Origin of the sequence: Alteromonas sp. K632G (assembly GCF_017653625.1) — a bacterium.
Lineage (GTDB): Bacteria > Pseudomonadota > Gammaproteobacteria > Enterobacterales > Alteromonadaceae > Alteromonas > Alteromonas naphthalenivorans.
Window position 1 is genome coordinate 105,814 of record NZ_JAGGDM010000010.1, and the last position, 17,004, is coordinate 122,817.

Here is a 17,004-nt window from a genome sequence, read left to right on the forward strand (position 1 = left end):
CTATTCCTTTGTATTAAACATATCCTGTGGCACATGCTCTGTGACATTGGCTAATGCATGTGAATGCAACGCCTCTAAAATACTGTTTTGTTGTGCTTCACTGAGTATTAATCGTGGAAGTAAGCTCACCATCATGAGCGACAGCGCATGATAACGCTGAGATGTTTCATCCATATGGCTGTTAGTTTCATCAAATTGACAAGACTGAGTAATGATGAGGCTAAGCAAATCTGCCAGCAACGTCAGATCTGAAGGTGATGCGACCAATACCTTCTTATGGCTTAATGTAGTCAGTAATTGAGAAAGCTGCTTGTGTAAACTTGAAAGAATATTTTTACGGGGCTTTTCAATTAACGGATATTTTTCAACAATATCCGCAGGGCTTCGATAAAAAAACTGAAATACGTGCAAGCTGTCTACCAGCAGATACAAGTAATACATTACCTCTTCGGCGGTAAGCGAATCTAAAGCGTTGGGTACCAGCACACGCTGCATTTGCTTTTCATGCATACGCATAAGCGCACTCACCATGCTTTCTTTGCCCTTGAAGTGGTAATACAAATTGCCGGGGCTAATATCTAACTCCATGGCTATGTCTACACTGGTAACACCATTCTCGCCATGCCGATTAAACAGGGTGAGCGCCGTCAGTAAAATCCGCTGCGATGTCTTCATTTACAAAAACACCAAATATAATTGCGCGAAGCCAGCGAGTAGGCCTAATAAGGCACCTGTGACGATGAGCTTCCACTCGTCTTGTTGATAAGCGGGGCGTAACACCCCTTCAAACTCTTCAGCGCTTAAGGCTTGCATTCGTTCGCATAAATCTTGGCCGACGTGCAAAGCATCGTTAGCGTAATCATAGGCATACAACAGATATTTATCAGAGTTATCAAATATCTGCTTTACCGCCAACGCTTTCATCCTATGATAGTTTTCAGACCCCACACCTAGGGCAAAGTATGGCTGAGTAATAGCGACATAGCGCTCTATAGCATCGTTAACGTGTAGCTCTATAAGCTCCAGGAGTTGAGCTGAACCAGAGCCATGCAATATAACGTGGGTGATGTTTTTAGGCGTGATCAACTTTTGCTCAATAATCTCGGCGTACACCTCAGACACTTCTTTTTGCCGTTTAAGAAACATCCCTTGTATGGTGATTGGGCCAAATTTAACGGGGCGTTTAGGCTCAAATATAATTTTTATCGCAATCCAATTTGTTGCGTAGCCCACTAAAAGCCCACCGAGGGGTAGAATCCACCAGTTTTGAAAGAAGTACCATAAAATCATGGTGGGTAGCCCGAACAGGAAACCAAAATAGAAACCTGAGCGCACAATAAAGGGAAACTCTTTACTACCTGCGGTAAGAAAAATTTCATTAATTAACGAAGGTGAATTTACCAGTTGCTCAACCACAAGTTCTTTTATGTCGAGAATTTCAGCTACATTGTGCTGAAAGTCATCCACCATCTTGTGAACCACATTGGGAATATCATTTTCGATACGTTGATATACAAGGTTTTTTCCTTGCACGGGAAGCGCTGCCCACAATTGAGGGGCAGACTCAGACATAACGTCGTTAACGACTTTGCGGGTAACTTGCCCAAGCCGTCGTTCTATTGCTTTGGTGAGATCGCTAGGGTCGATACGCTGTGCGAGCTCTTCGACGCTCAACAACTTGCCTAAAACAAGCTCTACTTCAATTTCCGCCATTTGTCTGCGCTTGGCAGGAATTAAACCCTGCCAACCAAATATGGGCTTGATCCCGACAAACTCGATGGGATAAAACATCATCTTTACCGCGAGGTAATTCGTTAACCAGCCAACCAGCGCGCTTATTAGCGGAATTGACAGCAAACTCAGTGTTTCTAAATTCCATTCCATATGGCGAACAACTTGCTCGAATTATTTTTCTTCTCTTTCAGGCTACTGAGTGCTTACGAATTGGTCAATGTTTTATCTCTAAATGCACCAAGGTTTGTGAAATTTATTAGATTACATCAAATAAAACCCTCTTAATTTTGATTAACTTTTGTTAGGTAGCGCATTCTAAATTTCCTTTGTACACTTTTTGTATGCTCACTTGAGACACTGAAAATATGGCTTTATTTGACTTACGTTTAAAAAAATTAGACCAAGACATTGCCCATGCTTCAAGCTATCAAGCGTACCAAGAAGCTTGCTTAGCGCATGACGAAATTTCCGGTGCAGAAGCGTGGAAAGCCGATGATGCATCAGATGATTACGACTACATACTTATTCAGAAACGGGTACAACGCCTGAAAATTGCCAGAGGCAATGGCGACATGCATGCGCTTATGTCAATTATTCATGAAGGCTTGCATGGGAATTTAGGCAATATTGCAAACCCAGCTATACGCCGCAAATGCAAGATGGGCACTAAATATCTTATCGTGCAATTCATTGAAGAGGTGAAGCTTGCCCTTGACCAAATTTACCAAGCGAATGAAGACGACGTAGACTTTTACGAGAAACTGTCATTTTTTGAAGAAACCGCCCATGCATTCGGGCGCAGCTGCCTCATGTTATCGGGAGGAGCTGGGTTGGGGTTCTTTCATTGCGGGGTGGTAAAGTCGCTAAATGAGAAAGAGCTGTTACCTTCTGTTGTATCAGGCGCAAGTGCGGGTTCTATTATTGCAGCCTTGGTAGGCACACGTACTCATGATGAACTACTCGATGCATTAAGCGCTGAAAATATTTATGAAACCTTCAAAAAATGGCGAAGTTGGGCGGGCTTTGGCAAAAATAGTTTGTTTGATAGCACTGCGTTAGAGAATGCGTTAATCAGCCTTTTTGATTTAACCACCTTTGAAGAAGCGTATAAAAAGACCCGTCGCCATGTAACCGTAACCGTATCGCCTGCAGATTTACACCAGCATTCTAGGCTACTAAATGCCAAAACTTCGCCTAACGCCATTATCACCCAAGCGGTAAGAGCGTCTTGTGCCGTGCCAGTAGTATTTAGCCCTGTACAACTTCGCGCTAAAACACCTGCAGGTGATATCGTTCCCTATATTCCTAACCGACGTTTCGCTGACGGCTCGCTAATGGCCGACTTACCCTTTGATAGGCTTGCTAGGTTGTACGGTGTTAACCATAGTATTGTTAGCCAAACCAATCCACTCGCCGTGCCCTTCATCCAATCTGCGCGTATCAATCCTCAATCACTGTGGGGGTTATCAACGCGTCACGTGGGGCAGCTATTAAAAAGTAACAGTATTTTTGCCATCGATATTATTGAAAATATGACTGACAATAAAGGTGCTAAACTTACTATTCATAAAGTGAAGTCTATTATCGATCAACAATATGTAGGAAACATAAACATTCTCCCCAAACAACAAATTCGTAATTTGACACAAGTTATTGCTAATCCAAGCCTTGAAAGTATAAATGCGCTCATAGTGAGCGGAGAAAAATCAACTTGGCCACAGCTCGATGTTATTGAAAAAAATACCAAAATTAGCGAAAGTTTGCGGTATTATCTTGGTAAATTGAAACAAAGAGAAGCGGTTGAATTAGGACACAGTGCCTATTAACCCACCCAACGCAGGAATTTGACTGTGATTGGGGTTGAAAACATACACAAAGGATATCGGTGAGCGCACAAATTCAAAGCCCTGACAGCATCTACACGCAGCAAGTAAAACAACTAATAAACATGGTGTACCCGCAAGAGGTTGGCTATGGCTCAGTCTTTGAAGATGCGAAACATTTTTTTTCGTTAACCCCTGAGCTAGAAGCCCATGTTGAGGAGTTGAAGGTACAGCTAAAAAAAGCGAAAGCTTCAACTAAGAAAGAAGTTCTTGTAGATCAGCTCAAAAAACAAATCAAAAACTCTAGTCAAAAGCTTGAAGAGGAACGCTTGGCGCGGCTTACTCGAATTGATGAAGTGAGCACTAAGCTTATCAAGCTATGCGAGGGAGATAGCTGGCAAGAAACTCAGCAGCTAAGTGCAAAGTTTCTTGGCACTTTAATGTTGCTTACCCAAGGCCCAGAAGGTAAATTTGCCCGCATTCACCAGCGCTTTAAGCCTTTGTATAAAGCCGTTTTAGTATTAAGACTTACTGATAAGTTACTTGATCACGACACCATTGCGCACAAGTACCTTTCAAAATATCGTGATGCGATTTCTCGGATGCGTGGTAACCGCTATTGGCGCGAAAAGTGGCGTATAGAATTAGGGCGACCATTAATTACTGCCTCTTTGCTACAAGATGTAGGCTTACAAAGCCCCGCCGCATTAACGATATTACGTGGCGCAGACAATAAGTTGGATGAATTCCGATTACTAGAAGAATCTCAGCGAAAAGACTTGTTGAAGCTTAACTATCACTTCACCATGAAATACCTTACTGAAGGGTTAGGCATTCCAGCCTATGTGGGAAACGTGAAAGAAGAACGTGACCGATTTGTGCAGACCCACAATGAGGCCAATGACTTTGTTAGCCAGTTGGTAAAAGATGCCTTTGTGTCTAAAACTGGTTTAGGTGAGCTAATTAAAATACCGCAAATTTATGCGTCTGTGATTTTTTCAACTAAAAACGATTACAGCCGTAAAAACCTGCCTAAAGGCTACTTACTTATAGAGCAGCTATCTAAAAAAGGCGCGTTAAATAAAAAGCTCGCGGAGGATTTTATTGACTTGGTCGGTTACTTCCCGCAAGGCTTCGGCATTACTTTCATTCCTGTTAATGAAAACGGCCAAGAAAAAGACCAATATGAATGTGCGGTGGTGATAGGATTAAATCCAACTAAACCTGGCGAGCCAATTTGCAAAGTAACCACGCGCAATCAAAAGCATATCAGCAGCGGTCATATCGAAGTGATTGAAAAAGGCAGAAACCTCTACTTCCCCGCTAGCAGAAAGAAATTGATGAGTGTTGATAAAGCGCGCTTGAAAGAAATCATGAGCCAGCTTTCTAGCAATTTCACCTCAGACGCGGTAGATGATTTGATCCCCAGTTTTTGGGAACCCCACGACTATTTTAGTTATAAGAAACACCAGAATCTGTGGAGCAAATCAAGCTAGCCCTGTTGCGAAAGCGTTAACGCCCGTGGCGAAGTACTAACGCCTGTGGCGAAGTATTAACGCCTGTGGCGAAGCACTGATAACGCTATCGAGTGCGACTGCAAAAAAGAGAGTACCTACTCTCTTTTTTATTGCGCCTAACGGGGTAGCCAGCAACGTACTACCGAACACTATCTCTCTGCAAAACACTATCGTGCTACAGACTTACGAGTCGCTATCGGTCTTGCTATCGCCAGTGGCTTTGGTGGCCGCTGATGTGCTGCTTGATGTTGAAGACTGCGCTGCCTGGGGCTTGGCTTCTGTAGCCTTAGCCGAGGTCGCTTTCGTCGCTGCTGGCTTCGATGCAGTTGAAGCCGTAGTGGTTGATTTAGTCGCGGAAGATGCTTTTTTAGCTGTGGTGGTTTTACTGGCCGTTCCACTTGCCTTAGTTGATGCAGCTGTTGTTTTGGTGGCAGGTTTTGAGGCTACTTTAGGGGTAGCTTTTGCCGCTGTTTTTGGGGTGGCTTTCGCAGTAGATTTTGGCGCGGCCTTTGCTGGGGCTTTTGCAGGCGTTTTTGTTGGCGTTTGGGCTTTCCCCGCAGCTTTTTCTGCAGCACGCTTTGCGGCAAGTAATGCTACTTGTTCTACCAACAAGTCAACTTTTGCGGAAAGTAACTCTATTTGATGCTCTCTTTCAACCCGTGCTTTCCCACCAGAAAGTAAACTAAACAGTGGCGTAGACATCACCAACTGTTGTGCGCTATCAACTAATGAAACTGGGTTAAATCGACGTTTCAACTCACCTTCTACTTCAGCGCCCTTGCGCTGCATAGCCTCAATTGAGGAGTGAGTATCATCAATTTTTTTACTTACTGTACTAGCTGTACTTTCAAGTTGCGCTGATATTAAATCAGAACCCGCTGTAAGCCATCCAAATAGTGGTGATGATTTGTGATTATTAGGCATGTAACCTCCCGCTTCAAAACGAATAGGGCAAGGTAGTTATTACGTTCTATTAGTATCAGTATTAGCACCAGCATTGGCACTAATACCTTTGTAAGTAACAGGACTACAAAAAACGACAGCAACTACCTTGCTAAAAAATAGCAACAATAAAACTTAAGTGCTATTTATTCGCCGCTAGCTTAGCTACGGCTTCCGTCAACGCATCAATTTTTGCTGAAAGCTCTTCAATACGATGATCGGCGGGGTCGGTATCTAAGCCCAGTTTTTTACGTACATCTGCCACACGGTTTTCAACATCATTGGTGGTCGACTTAAACTTACTACGCGCATCGTCTTCTAGCGTTTCACCTTTGATTACTAAGTCATCAAACATTTTGTTCGCGTCTTCACTTAGCTTTTCGTAACGACCTTGTGCTTCTTCTACGCTTTTTCCGTACGCGCCAAGCCCTGCTAGCCAAATTTTGCGAGCCATGTCTTCTGCTTCGTTAATTTTACCTTTAATGGTATCAGTGGTTGTCATCGTCAGCTCCTGTGAATGTTCGATTACAGAATCACTATACAAAGTACAATTAGAAACCGCATACTAATAAAAAAACAAAACCGTAAAAAGTTTACGCTTGGGAATGAAACCCAATCATATTCCCTTCTGTATCAATGGCTAACGCAATAAATCCATATTCACCAATCGCCATTTTTTCTTTCTCAAGAACGCCTCCTGCGTCAACTACCCTACCCGCTTCAACGGCGCAGTCCTCACATGCAAAATAGACTAAGGTGCTATTTTTACCTACTGGGGCACCCTCCATATGAACTAATGCACCACTGGCGCCATAGTGTTCCATGTCAGAGGGGAACGTCATCATACTGAATGCGCCTTGAGATTTATCTGCTGAGGGGTCTTCCAGTGCTTCCAAGGAAACCGTCAGCACGCTTTCGTAGAAAGCCTGCGCGCGAGGCATGTCTTCAACATAAATTTCAAACCAACCAACGGGATTACTGTTCATAGCATGTTTCCTTTTAGTGTTAACAAATGCCAAATGTAAAAACAGGCAGATGCTGAAGCATTTGCCTGTTCGTTATGTCAGTAAAACATAGTGGTGCTAGCTTAAATCTCGTCAGCTAGATTTCTATACCTGCCAGGTAAAACACGAATGCATATTCTAGCGCTGTTGACTCAAAACGTTTGAACCGACCAGATGCACCACCGTGGCCAGCTTCCATATCTGTTTGAAACAACAACAAATTATCATTCGTTTTGTAGTCACGTAGTTTCGCAACCCATTTCATCGGCTCAAAGTATTGCACTTGTGAGTCGTGAAGCCCTGTTGTCACTAACATGTGAGGGTAATCTTGGGCACTCACTTGATCGTACGGTGAATAAGATAAAATATAGTCGAATTCATCTTTATTCGCAGGGTTACCCCACTCTGTATATTCCCCAGTGGTTAAAGGAATGGAGTCGTCACTCATGGTAGTAACAACATCCACGAACGGAACATGAGCAGAAATCCCTAAATAAAGTTCAGGTGCCATATTCGCAATCGCGCCCATTAACAAACCACCCGCACTGCCGCCCATCGCGAACACACGATTAGGATCGGCATATTGCTTTTCAATCAAGCCTTTTGATACGTCGATAAAGTCGGTAAATGTATTAATTTTGCTGTGCATCTTACCGTCTTCATACCACTGTCGGCCTAACATCTGCCCGCCGCGAATATGGGCAATCGCTACCACAAAGCCTCTATCTACTAGCGATAACCAACTACTTCTAAATGTTGGCTCAATCGTGGCACCGTAAGAACCATACGCATACTGATACAGTGGATTAGTGCCATCTTTGTTAAACATATCATTACGATAAACCAACGAAACGGGAATACTTGCTCCATCCTGCGCTATAATCATGACACGTTCAGAGGTATAAGCCGCTGAAGAAAATGTGTCAGAGACCTTAGTTTGTTTAAGGACTTCTTTATCGAAGGTGTTTAAATCGATATCTACAATGCTTGCGGGCGTAGTTAACGAACTATAATAAATACGCAAGGTATTGGTATTTTGCTGAGTGTTACCGGTAAAGTAAGCGCCGTAAATAGGGTCATCGGTAGGTATTACTGTGGCTTTATCAGTGTTTAGATTATGCGCAACCAGACGTAACACACCGTCTTGCTTCTCTTTTACTACCAAAAAGTCGCCTAACACTTCAATATCTTGAATGAATACATCAGGGTTGTGGCTAATCACCTCTTCCCATTTGGACATATCATCGGTTGCAGAAGCTGGCGCTTTCATAACTCGAAAATTAGTTGCTGCATTGTTAGTCAGAACAAAGTAGCTATCGCCCGACTTTTCAATGCTGTATTCCTCATCTTCTCTAATAGGCAAGAATGGAATTGGCGCTTTAGTAGGTTGGTTCGCATCTATTAAGGTCACTGCACTTTTGTCTGTGTGACTATGATGAATGTAAATCATGTCATCATCTTTGCTTTTACTAATGTAGGTATAAAACGTAGGATCAGTTTCCTCAAACACTAGCGTATCGTCTTCTTGGGGTGTACCAAGCACATGACGATAAACCTGGAAGCCTAATAAGGTTTGCAGATCTTTCTTCACATAGAAAAGGTGTTTATTGTCGTTGGCCCACTCTACAGCACCAGAGGTACCTGTCAGTTGGTCTGACAGCAACTCACCCGTGGCTAAATTTTTTACAAGAATAGTATAAACGCGACGGCTCAATGTATCTTCAGAATACGCGAGTAAGTTATTGTCGGTGCTTACTGAGTAGTCGCCAATATTATAGTAGTCATGGCCTTCGGCCATCACATTCATATTCAGTAATACCTGTTCCTCTGCATCCATCGATGGTTTACGCAGATAAATAGGGTATTCATTTTCCCCAGAGTATTCGGTGAAGTACCAATAATCATTTTTTAAATAGGGAACCGTTGTGTCATCTTTCTCTATTCGGGCAATCAGCTCTTCGTACAAGGTTTCTCTGTTATCTTTTAATGGCGCCATAACAGTTTCTAAATACGCATTTTCTTTTTCTAAGTGCGCTAACACTTTCTCGTCTTCACGACTATCATCTCGCATCCAGTAATAGTCATCATTACGAACGACGCCGTGAGCTGTTAACTCATGAGGAATTTTCTGTGCAACCGGTGCTGGAGTATCAGTAATCAATTTAACGCCTTGCTGTTTTTCTATTTGAGAGGATTGTTTCATGCTAGTGCTATTATCGCTGCACGCTCCAAGCGAAAGACTCGCCGTCAACGTCATACACGATGCTATCCATAAAGATTTCATGATAGTTCCTTTTCCGGGAGATGATATGTGACAAAACTTAACCCCAAAGTATAGGTAATTTGTAAGGTTTATATAGGGTTAAAAAGCACTAATGCAGCCAAACTGAGTAGTAAATAGTTACAAGCTGTGTCTTAAAACAAAAAAACGCCCTGAAAGGACGTTTTTGATAATACGTTAATAACTACGATTTTAGCTTGAAGGTGAATTCGCTTTCCCCTACAGCCATTGCGCTAATCCACAATATCTTTAGGCATACTGTCACGTACTTGCTGCCAAACTTTACCACTTTCAATACCATAGTCTCTTACTACAACAGGTACTTTATCGTGTCTTTCGTTTTCTGCAGCATCAAGCAATTTCGCGTAATAAGCTTTAGCCACATCTCGCGCTTGTTCATGATCGAAATAGAAACCACCAATACGCGAATACATACCTCTGAAACCATTCATCATTAACACGAACACATTATTATTTGATGCCAATGCTAAATCATGGGTCATTTGATAATCGAATTGCGCAAAAGCAGCGCCGTCTTCTTCCACGTTTTTATAACGAGCAATAATCTCAGCTGATTCTTTGGGGTTGTTACGAATTGCACCTCGGATAAACACAGCACTTAAATTTGTACGTGCCGCTAAGAGGTTGTCTACTAGCTCAGGAATGCCTTCTTGATCAAGACGCGCTAACGTTTCTAGAATGTTCAAGCCACAGCTTTCCCAAAAGTTATTCACTTTTGTGGGTTTACCATGCTGAATGGTCAACCAACCGTCACGAGCCAAACGTTGCAAAACTTCACGTAAGGTTGTGCGTGTTACACCAATAAGTTCTGAAAGCTCTCTTTCGGCAGGCAAAATTGTACCCGGCGGGAAGCGTCCACTCCAAATCGATTCAACAATATATTCTTCGGCAAATCCAGCGGGACTCTGCGCCTTATAAATCATAACTAATCGCCTGCACGTTATTGTTATTCTGCGACTGATTGTACCAGATGCGCTTTTATTATCACAATGAAAAATCCCCTGCCAACAACATTTGTTAACATTTCATTAAAATAATCCTAAAACTTTTGCGTTAATCGTTTTTTATCACGCAAAAGCAGACTTACTCAACGCAATAAACTACATTGTTAGGTTGATTAACAACCTAACGTGAGAAATTCCGCTAACTTTCCTTTTATGGGGTCTGTGAATTGCTTTCTCAAGGTTGTAATATCATGTACGCTTAATTTCGGACTATTATAATGAAAGCAGCAAAACTGCCCGATTATCGACAACTTGCAATCACTTGCCCTCGATGAAAGTCAGTTTATGTGTGCAATAACCAGAAATTCAAAACGTAAAGACGCAATGTTAGCGGCTTTGTTGTAAAAGGAATAGGAACTCATGCAAACCTCAATGATCTCGGCGGTCTTTAGTAACTTTCTGGGACACGCACCAAATTGGTATAAGCAGACCATAATTGCCTTCCTCATTATCAACCCAGTATTGTTTATGGTTGACCCCTACTTGGCGGGTTGGACATTAGTGATCCAATTTATCTTTACTCTCGCCATGGCGCTCAAATGCTATCCGTTGCAGCCAGGTGGTTTACTACTCATTGAGGCTATGTTCATTGGGATGACTACGCCCGGGCACATGATGCACGAAATTGAGGTTAACCTTGAAGTACTATTACTTCTGGTCTTCATGGTTGCCGGTATCTACTTTATGAAAGACCTGCTGATGTTTTTATTCACCAAGTTAGTGATTGGGGTTAAAAACAAAATGGTGTTGTCACTGTCGTTTATCTTTGCATCAGCCTTTTTATCGGCATTTCTTGATGCGCTAACCGTAGTGGCAGTAATCATCAGTGTGGGTTTAGGTTTCTACTCTATTTACCACAAGGTCGCTTCAGGTAAAGAGTTCCACTCAGATCATGACCACACGAGTGACGACGGTGTAGATTCGCTAGGCAGTAATGACCTAGAAAACTTCCGTGCCTTCCTTCGTAATCTAATGATGCACTCTGCGGTAGGTACCGCACTGGGCGGCGTGATGACCATGGTAGGTGAACCGCAAAACCTAATTATTGCTGATAAGGCTGGATGGGATTTCGTTGAATTCTTTATCCGCATGGCCCCTGTTAGCTTACCTGTTTTCGTTTTCGGCTTGTTAACCACCATGATCCTAGAGAAAACGGGTTGGTTTACTTATGGTGCAAAACTACCAAATTCAGTAAGAAAAATTCTTACCGATTACAGCGAACATATGGATAAAAGCCGCAGCAAACGTGAAACAGCTAAGCTCGTGGTTCAGGCACTAATTGGCGTATGGTTAGTAGTGGGCTTGGCTACGCACATGGCGTCAGTAGGGTTAATCGGCCTTTCTGTTATTGTACTAGCAACGTCGATGAGCGGTATTATTGAAGAGCACGCTTTAGGTAAAGCGTTTGAAGAAGCCCTACCGTTTACCGCATTGCTTTGCGTATTCTTTGGTGTTGTGGCTGTGATTATCGACCAAGGCTTATTCCAACCTGTTATTCATTGGGTACTAAGCTTTGAAGGTGAAACCCAGATGGTGATGTTTTACCTCGCCAACGGTGTGTTATCTATGGTGAGTGATAACGTGTTTGTAGGCTCTGTGTATATCACAGAAGTTACCGCAGCCCTGCAAGCTGGCCAAATTACTCGTGACCAGTACGATATGCTAGCGGTTGCGATTAACACGGGTACTAACTTGCCGAGTGTTGCTACACCTAACGGTCAAGCTGCATTCTTGTTCATGCTAACCTCTGCGATTGCACCTTTACTACGCTTGTCTTACGGCCGCATGGTGATGATGGCATTGCCATACACCATTGTGCTAACCATTGTGGGCTTGGTAGCTACCTATGTAGGCTTAGCCGATGCAACCCAATGGCTGTACGACATGCACTTAATCGAACATCATACCGCGACAGAAGCTGTTAGCGGTGTGGTTTCACACTAGGAAATAGACATGCGTTCAGTAGTACATCGCATTAGTCGCTGGGCAGAGCACAAGTCTTCATGGCTTGTGCTTTTTGCCACATCTCTGGGGCTAGAACTAGCTGCACTTTATTTTCAATATGGTATGGGCTTGAAACCCTGCATTATGTGCATTTACCAACGAACTGCCATGTACGGCATTGTGTTGTCAGCACTTTTTGTTTTGATTAAAAATAACGGCCTTACCCGCATGGTCGGTTTTGCCGGTTGGGCAGTATCTGCTGGTTGGGGCTTTTTAATCGCTAAAGAACATATTGGTATTTTAAATGCGCCGAACCCTTTTTTCGCCAGCTGTGAAATCGTGCCTAACTTCCCATCATGGCTGCAATTGCATGAGTGGATACCTGCCATTTTTGCCGCCGAGGGTGATTGCTTAGAAGACAGTTGGCAGTTTCTTTCAATGGGAATGGCTGAGTGGATGCAAATTCTATTTGCCGCTTACTTTGTGGTATTTGCTATTGTGTTTGCATGTAGATTGCTGGATAAGAAACCCTTTTGATAGACCTTTCTATTTTGCCGTCTAGGCTCCCTCCTATCCACACAGAACAGGGACCGGTGACAATACAGCGCATAGCCCCTAAACATGTTGAAGCCTTGTGTGAGGCTTCACAGCAATCTATTCATCATGTAAAACCCTGGCTTGGTGCCACGCTGTGCCCAGTTACCCCTGCATTGGCGAAACAATGTATTCAATCTATGGAAGCCGCACGAGAGTCAGGCTATGGGTTAACCTACTTGCTTATGCACGATGAGCGCTGTTTGGGCATGGGGATTATCAACTATATTCACCACACTCATCTAACCGCGAATTTGGGTTATTGGCTTCGTTCCGACTCATGTGGAAAAGGCCTAGCAACAGCCATTTGTGAGGCGTTAAAAAAATTAGCCTTTACACAAATGAATTTACACCGATTAGAATGCCTTATCGAGCCCAACAATAAAGCCAGTTTGCGTGTAGCCGAGAGAATTGGTGCTGAAAAGGAAGGACTGTGCCGCAAGCGCATTTTTGGGCGAGATGCGCTGCTTTACAGTATTACCGCTTAATCTAAATCTTCCAACGGCCAAATGGCAATATAATCTTCGAAGGCATCTAAATTCACATCGGTTTCAAACACCGTTTTGTTTCGCACAGACATGCCATTTTTGTGCATCACGTGCTTTTTGCCCTTATTCAACAGTGGATGCCAAGACGGCAAACCTCGCCCTTCATGCAGACGGCGATAAGCGCAACTTGTAGGCATAAAGAAGATATCTTTTAGGTTTGCTTTAGTTAGCTGAACACAATCAGGAACAAGCTCAGTTCGCTTCGCATATTGGGTACATTCACAACTTTTTGTATTTAGCAGAGAACAAACAATATTAGTGTAATGAATTTGCTCATTGGCATTGATGTAATCTGTAGGCGCTTGCGCTTCCTCGTTTTCATCGTCAATAAACTTATGTAAGCAACATTTTGCACAGCCATCGCATAATGACTCCCATTCCTTTTGGGTCATTTCTTCAAGGGTTTTGGTTTCCCAAAAAGGGGCAGTCATTAGCGTACAACCTTTGTATTAACAGTAATTTTATCGTGTAAGGTGGCTTCGATAGTGTCACCCACAAGCAATGGCCCTACCCCTTTAGGGGTGCCAGTTAACACTATATCACCCGCATCAAGAGTAAAAGTCTGCGACATGTGAGCAATTAAGGGCACTATTTTATGTAGCATCATTGCGGTATGCCCAGATTGACGCACTTCACCGTTTATACTTAACGTAAAACGTAAATCTTGTAAGTCAGTGATGCTATCGATTGGAACGAAGCCTGACACTGGACAACTTAAATCGAAGGACTTTGCGCGTTCCCAGGGTTGCCCTTGCGCCTTAAGCTCGCGCTGAACATCACGCAAGGTTAAATCTAAACCAAGCCCAATACCCCAAATGGCCGCTAACACTTCATCTTCTGTTGCTTTAGACACCGCGTGCTTTAGCAGCACAGCAACTTCCAGTTCGTTATGGCATTCACCTTGGTCGGTAGGAATACTGAGCGGTTTGCCCATGTCGCACAACGCCGCTTTGGGTTTTAAAAACAACAAAGGGGATGCTGAAACCACGGATTTCATTTCTTCAATATGATCAAGATAGTTGCGACCGATGCACGCCACTTTTCCTACTGGCAAGGCAATGGGATTGCCCTGAACATCTAAATGTTGATACATATTAGTACCCTCGTTTTATACGTTCAGAAAGGTAACCTACCGACACACCGAAGTAACTAGAGCGGTTCCATTTCATCAAAGTATGAAAGTTATTATAGACAAGATAAACACGTCCTTCACTGCCATCAGGCATAATGAGAGAAGCTTGAATATCAACATTAGGCAAATCGCTACCGTCGAAACGTCTAACGCCGGCTTGTTGCCAATCGGCTAAAGGCCTATACAGGCTTTTTGAAAGGCCGAACTCTTCTATAGGCTGGGTTACAGATACCTGCCTACCCCACGTGCCGTTATTATCCCACCCTTCTGATGAAAGGTAGTTTGCAATAGAAGCAAAAACATCGGCTTCGGTTTGCCATATATCTTTTCTGCCATCACCATCGTAATCTACCGCGTAGTTTAAAAAGGAGATTGGCATAAATTGGCTTTGCCCCATGGCACCAGCCCAAGAACCTTTAAACGCATCAACGCTGGTATGCCCTTCATCAAGAATAGTTAACGCGGCAAAAAGGTTGTCTTTAAACAGTTTTTCTCGGCGGCCTTCATACGCCAGTGACGCCAAGGCAGACAGCACACTGTAATTACCTTGAATACGTCCAAAATTTGATTCATTCCCCCACAGCGCAACAATAAATCGGGGTTGTACCTGAAACTTCTTCCCTATCTCTTCAAGCAGTGACTTGTGCTTATTGTACATTTCAACCGCTTGCTGCACTTTCCAATCAGGCACACGACTGGCTAAGTAACTATCAAGGGTAATTTTCTTTTCAGGTTGATTTTTATCAGATTTAATGACTGTTGGGCGGAAACTAATATCACTAAAGGCGTCGTTAAGTAATGATTCATCAAAGCCCTTTTGCTGGGCTTCGGCTTTTAACGCTGTTACGTACTCGGCAAACCCTTTTGCTGTTTTGTCTTCGGCTTGGGCAAACCCAATGCTTGCCAAAACACCCGCGACCATAAGCAGCGATGCTTTTAACCATTTACCCATTTCTAAAACTTTTTATCTGGTGTGGCTTGTAAACCCAAAGACTTTCGATGCGCCATCAATAAGTCGTCTTCTTTAGGTGGCAACTGAAGGTAAAAGCCTTTCTCTTCAAGTTCAGCAACCAGCTTTTGTTTGTCGACTCCAGCTAGTTTCTCGTGCTTATCTAATGATAACACCGTGACTAACTCGGGCTTGCCAAACTTCTCTTTAAGTATTTCAGGCACATCTTCAAATTGGTCTTTATTAGGCACGTATAAGTACATGCCTAGGTGTTTTCGTGATTTATAAATCGCGCACAACATCATTTCGTAAACTCTTCAACGTTAGAGACTAGGTTTATTACCTAGTAACTTTTCTAAATGGGGTTCAAATAGTGGCGCTCTCCAACCAGATAATACATCTGGCTTAAGGCCTAGCACTCGGGTTTCGTCATTGTCGAACCAGTACCATTTTAGCACTTGGTTTAATTGTTTTTTAGAGGCAATGACTTCAGGCGATACATTATTTTCGTTGGCAATTTTATCGCTGACCGCTTTTAGCGATGCTAGTGTTTGCTTATAGCTTGCAACGTCAATCAAACGACTGACTTTAGGTAACCTCTGTGACTCAGAAGTAGCGGCATATTTATCTCGGGCTTCGCTTATTAGCGTAATGATGGTCTCACCGTAGCGCCTAATCGACTGTGGGTTCACCCCGTGTAGTTGAGACAAACCCGATTTGCTTGAAGGCATTAGACGCGCAGCTTCATAAAGATGTATTTCTTTAAATACAAAATTTAATGCCATGTCTTTTTTACGGGCAGTGGCGAGTCGCCATGCAGCAAGAGCTTGTAGTACGGTAAGTTGCTCTTTTGATAAACGCCAGTTGTTTTTAATTTGCATATACGCAAATTCTTCCGGCATTTGACTGCGCTTTTTATCTGCTAACTGGGCTATTTCTTGATATACCCACTCTAACTTCCCGGCTTCATTTATTTTTTCTACTAAATGTTCGTAGCAAGGCAATAAATACAGTACATCGTTGGCCGCATAGCTAAGCTGTGCTTCCCTTAAAGGGCGTGCTATCCAGTCAGTACGAGACTCGCCTTTATCTAGGCTAACATCGCACAATAACTCCACCAGCTTTGCGTATCCTAGCGATGCACCCAAGCCTAAAATACTCGCCGCAAATTGACTGTCGAATACGGGTGTTGGTACGGTGTTAAAAGCGGTCAGGAAAGTTTCAAGATCTTCTGAGCACGAGTGCAGCACTTTTACCACACGGGTATTTTCCATTAAGGCAATAAATGGCGAGAGATCATCAATCGCAAGCGGATCGATAAGTACTAACTGATGCCCATCATATAACTGGATTAAACCAAGATGCGGTGACAGTGTTCTCGTACGAACAAACTCAGTGTCTAGCGCTACCGCTTTTTGTTGCTGGGCAAGATTGCACACGCTATCGAGTTTTTCAAAGGTGGTTACTAATTCATATTGCATAATAATAAAAAGCCGGCTTACGCCGGCTCT

General features: G+C 43.1%; 17 protein-coding genes. 5 read left to right on the top strand and 12 right to left on the bottom strand.

Annotated elements, in window-relative coordinates:
- Positions 1-675 carry a TetR/AcrR family transcriptional regulator gene (locus J5X92_RS11530; protein WP_126871429.1) on the bottom strand — a complete coding sequence of 225 codons (675 nt, stop codon included), beginning with the start codon at positions 673-675 and terminating at the stop codon, positions 1-3.
- Entirely contained in the window at positions 676-1,884 is a 1,209-nt protein-coding gene (locus J5X92_RS11535; protein ID WP_126871428.1) for a DUF445 family protein, read from the bottom strand.
- 215 nt (positions 1,885-2,099) lie between these two features.
- Here J5X92_RS11535 and J5X92_RS11540 point away from each other — a divergent pair, with 215 nt between their 5' ends.
- Both J5X92_RS11540 and J5X92_RS11545 read left to right on the top strand, forming a co-directional pair.
- Positions 2,100-3,560: a DUF3336 domain-containing protein gene (locus J5X92_RS11540; protein ID WP_126871427.1), complete on the top strand. Its 1,461-nt coding sequence runs from the start codon at positions 2,100-2,102 to the stop codon at positions 3,558-3,560.
- Positions 3,561-3,619: 59 nt separating this feature from the next.
- Positions 3,620-5,053 carry a hypothetical protein gene (locus tag J5X92_RS11545; protein ID WP_126871426.1) on the top strand — a complete coding sequence of 478 codons (1,434 nt, stop codon included), beginning with the start codon at positions 3,620-3,622 and terminating at the stop codon, positions 5,051-5,053.
- Positions 5,054-5,257: 204 nt separating this feature from the next.
- Here J5X92_RS11545 and J5X92_RS11550 read toward each other — a convergent pair whose 3' ends face one another.
- The 5 genes from J5X92_RS11550 to fadR all read right to left on the bottom strand — a co-directional run bounded on the left by J5X92_RS11550 (position 5,258) and on the right by fadR (position 10,245).
- The gene (locus J5X92_RS11550) at positions 5,258-5,998 is read right to left on the bottom strand and encodes a hypothetical protein (RefSeq protein WP_126871425.1); all 741 of its coding nucleotides are present in this window, start codon (positions 5,996-5,998) and stop codon (positions 5,258-5,260) included.
- Positions 5,999-6,158: 160 nt separating this feature from the next.
- A complete protein-coding gene (locus J5X92_RS11555) occupies positions 6,159-6,518 on the bottom strand; it encodes a phasin family protein (RefSeq protein WP_013783456.1) in 360 nt (119 codons plus the stop codon).
- A 91-nt stretch (positions 6,519-6,609) separates the two neighbouring features.
- Positions 6,610-7,002, bottom strand: coding sequence for a VOC family protein (locus J5X92_RS11560; protein WP_013783455.1), 393 nt, complete (start codon positions 7,000-7,002; stop codon positions 6,610-6,612).
- A gap of 115 nt (positions 7,003-7,117) precedes the next feature.
- On the bottom strand, positions 7,118-9,223 hold the full coding sequence (locus J5X92_RS11565; RefSeq protein WP_126871490.1) for a S9 family peptidase: 2,106 nt from the start codon (positions 9,221-9,223) through the stop codon (positions 7,118-7,120).
- 311 nt (positions 9,224-9,534) lie between these two features.
- The gene (fadR, locus tag J5X92_RS11570) at positions 9,535-10,245 is read right to left on the bottom strand and encodes a fatty acid metabolism transcriptional regulator FadR (protein WP_013783452.1); all 711 of its coding nucleotides are present in this window, start codon (positions 10,243-10,245) and stop codon (positions 9,535-9,537) included.
- A 441-nt stretch (positions 10,246-10,686) separates the two neighbouring features.
- On the opposite strand from fadR, the gene nhaB reads away from it, so the two are divergent.
- The 3 genes from nhaB to J5X92_RS11585 are packed head-to-tail and all read left to right on the top strand — an operon-like array spanning position 10,687 to position 13,352.
- On the top strand, positions 10,687-12,270 hold the full coding sequence (nhaB, locus tag J5X92_RS11575; RefSeq protein ID WP_013783451.1) for a sodium/proton antiporter NhaB: 1,584 nt from the start codon (positions 10,687-10,689) through the stop codon (positions 12,268-12,270).
- Positions 12,271-12,279: 9 nt separating this feature from the next.
- Positions 12,280-12,807 (top strand): disulfide bond formation protein DsbB, encoded by a 528-nt coding sequence (gene dsbB, locus J5X92_RS11580; protein ID WP_013783450.1) that lies wholly within the window; start codon positions 12,280-12,282, stop codon positions 12,805-12,807.
- 56 nt (positions 12,808-12,863) lie between these two features.
- Positions 12,864-13,352 (top strand): GNAT family N-acetyltransferase, encoded by a 489-nt coding sequence (locus J5X92_RS11585; protein WP_013783449.1) that lies wholly within the window; start codon positions 12,864-12,866, stop codon positions 13,350-13,352.
- Here the strand turns inward: J5X92_RS11585 and J5X92_RS11590 are convergent.
- The 5 genes from J5X92_RS11590 to rnd are packed head-to-tail and all read right to left on the bottom strand — an operon-like array spanning position 13,349 to position 16,974.
- Positions 13,349-13,843 (bottom strand): YcgN family cysteine cluster protein, encoded by a 495-nt coding sequence (locus tag J5X92_RS11590; RefSeq protein ID WP_013783448.1) that lies wholly within the window; start codon positions 13,841-13,843, stop codon positions 13,349-13,351. The genes J5X92_RS11585 and J5X92_RS11590 overlap by 4 nt on opposite strands.
- Positions 13,843-14,505: a fumarylacetoacetate hydrolase family protein gene (locus J5X92_RS11595; RefSeq protein ID WP_013783447.1), complete on the bottom strand. Its 663-nt coding sequence runs from the start codon at positions 14,503-14,505 to the stop codon at positions 13,843-13,845. Before J5X92_RS11595 ends, J5X92_RS11590 begins: the two co-directional genes overlap by 1 nt.
- A 1-nt stretch (position 14,506) precedes the next feature.
- Complete coding sequence (locus J5X92_RS11600; RefSeq protein ID WP_126871424.1) at positions 14,507-15,496, bottom strand: lytic murein transglycosylase; 990 nt, start codon at positions 15,494-15,496, stop codon at positions 14,507-14,509.
- A 2-nt stretch (positions 15,497-15,498) separates the two neighbouring features.
- Positions 15,499-15,795 carry a YcgL domain-containing protein gene (locus J5X92_RS11605; RefSeq protein WP_041452773.1) on the bottom strand — a complete coding sequence of 99 codons (297 nt, stop codon included), beginning with the start codon at positions 15,793-15,795 and terminating at the stop codon, positions 15,499-15,501.
- 21 nt (positions 15,796-15,816) lie between these two features.
- A complete protein-coding gene (rnd, locus tag J5X92_RS11610; RefSeq protein ID WP_013783444.1) occupies positions 15,817-16,974 on the bottom strand; it encodes a ribonuclease D in 1,158 nt (385 codons plus the stop codon).
- Positions 16,975-17,004 lie beyond the last annotated feature (30 nt).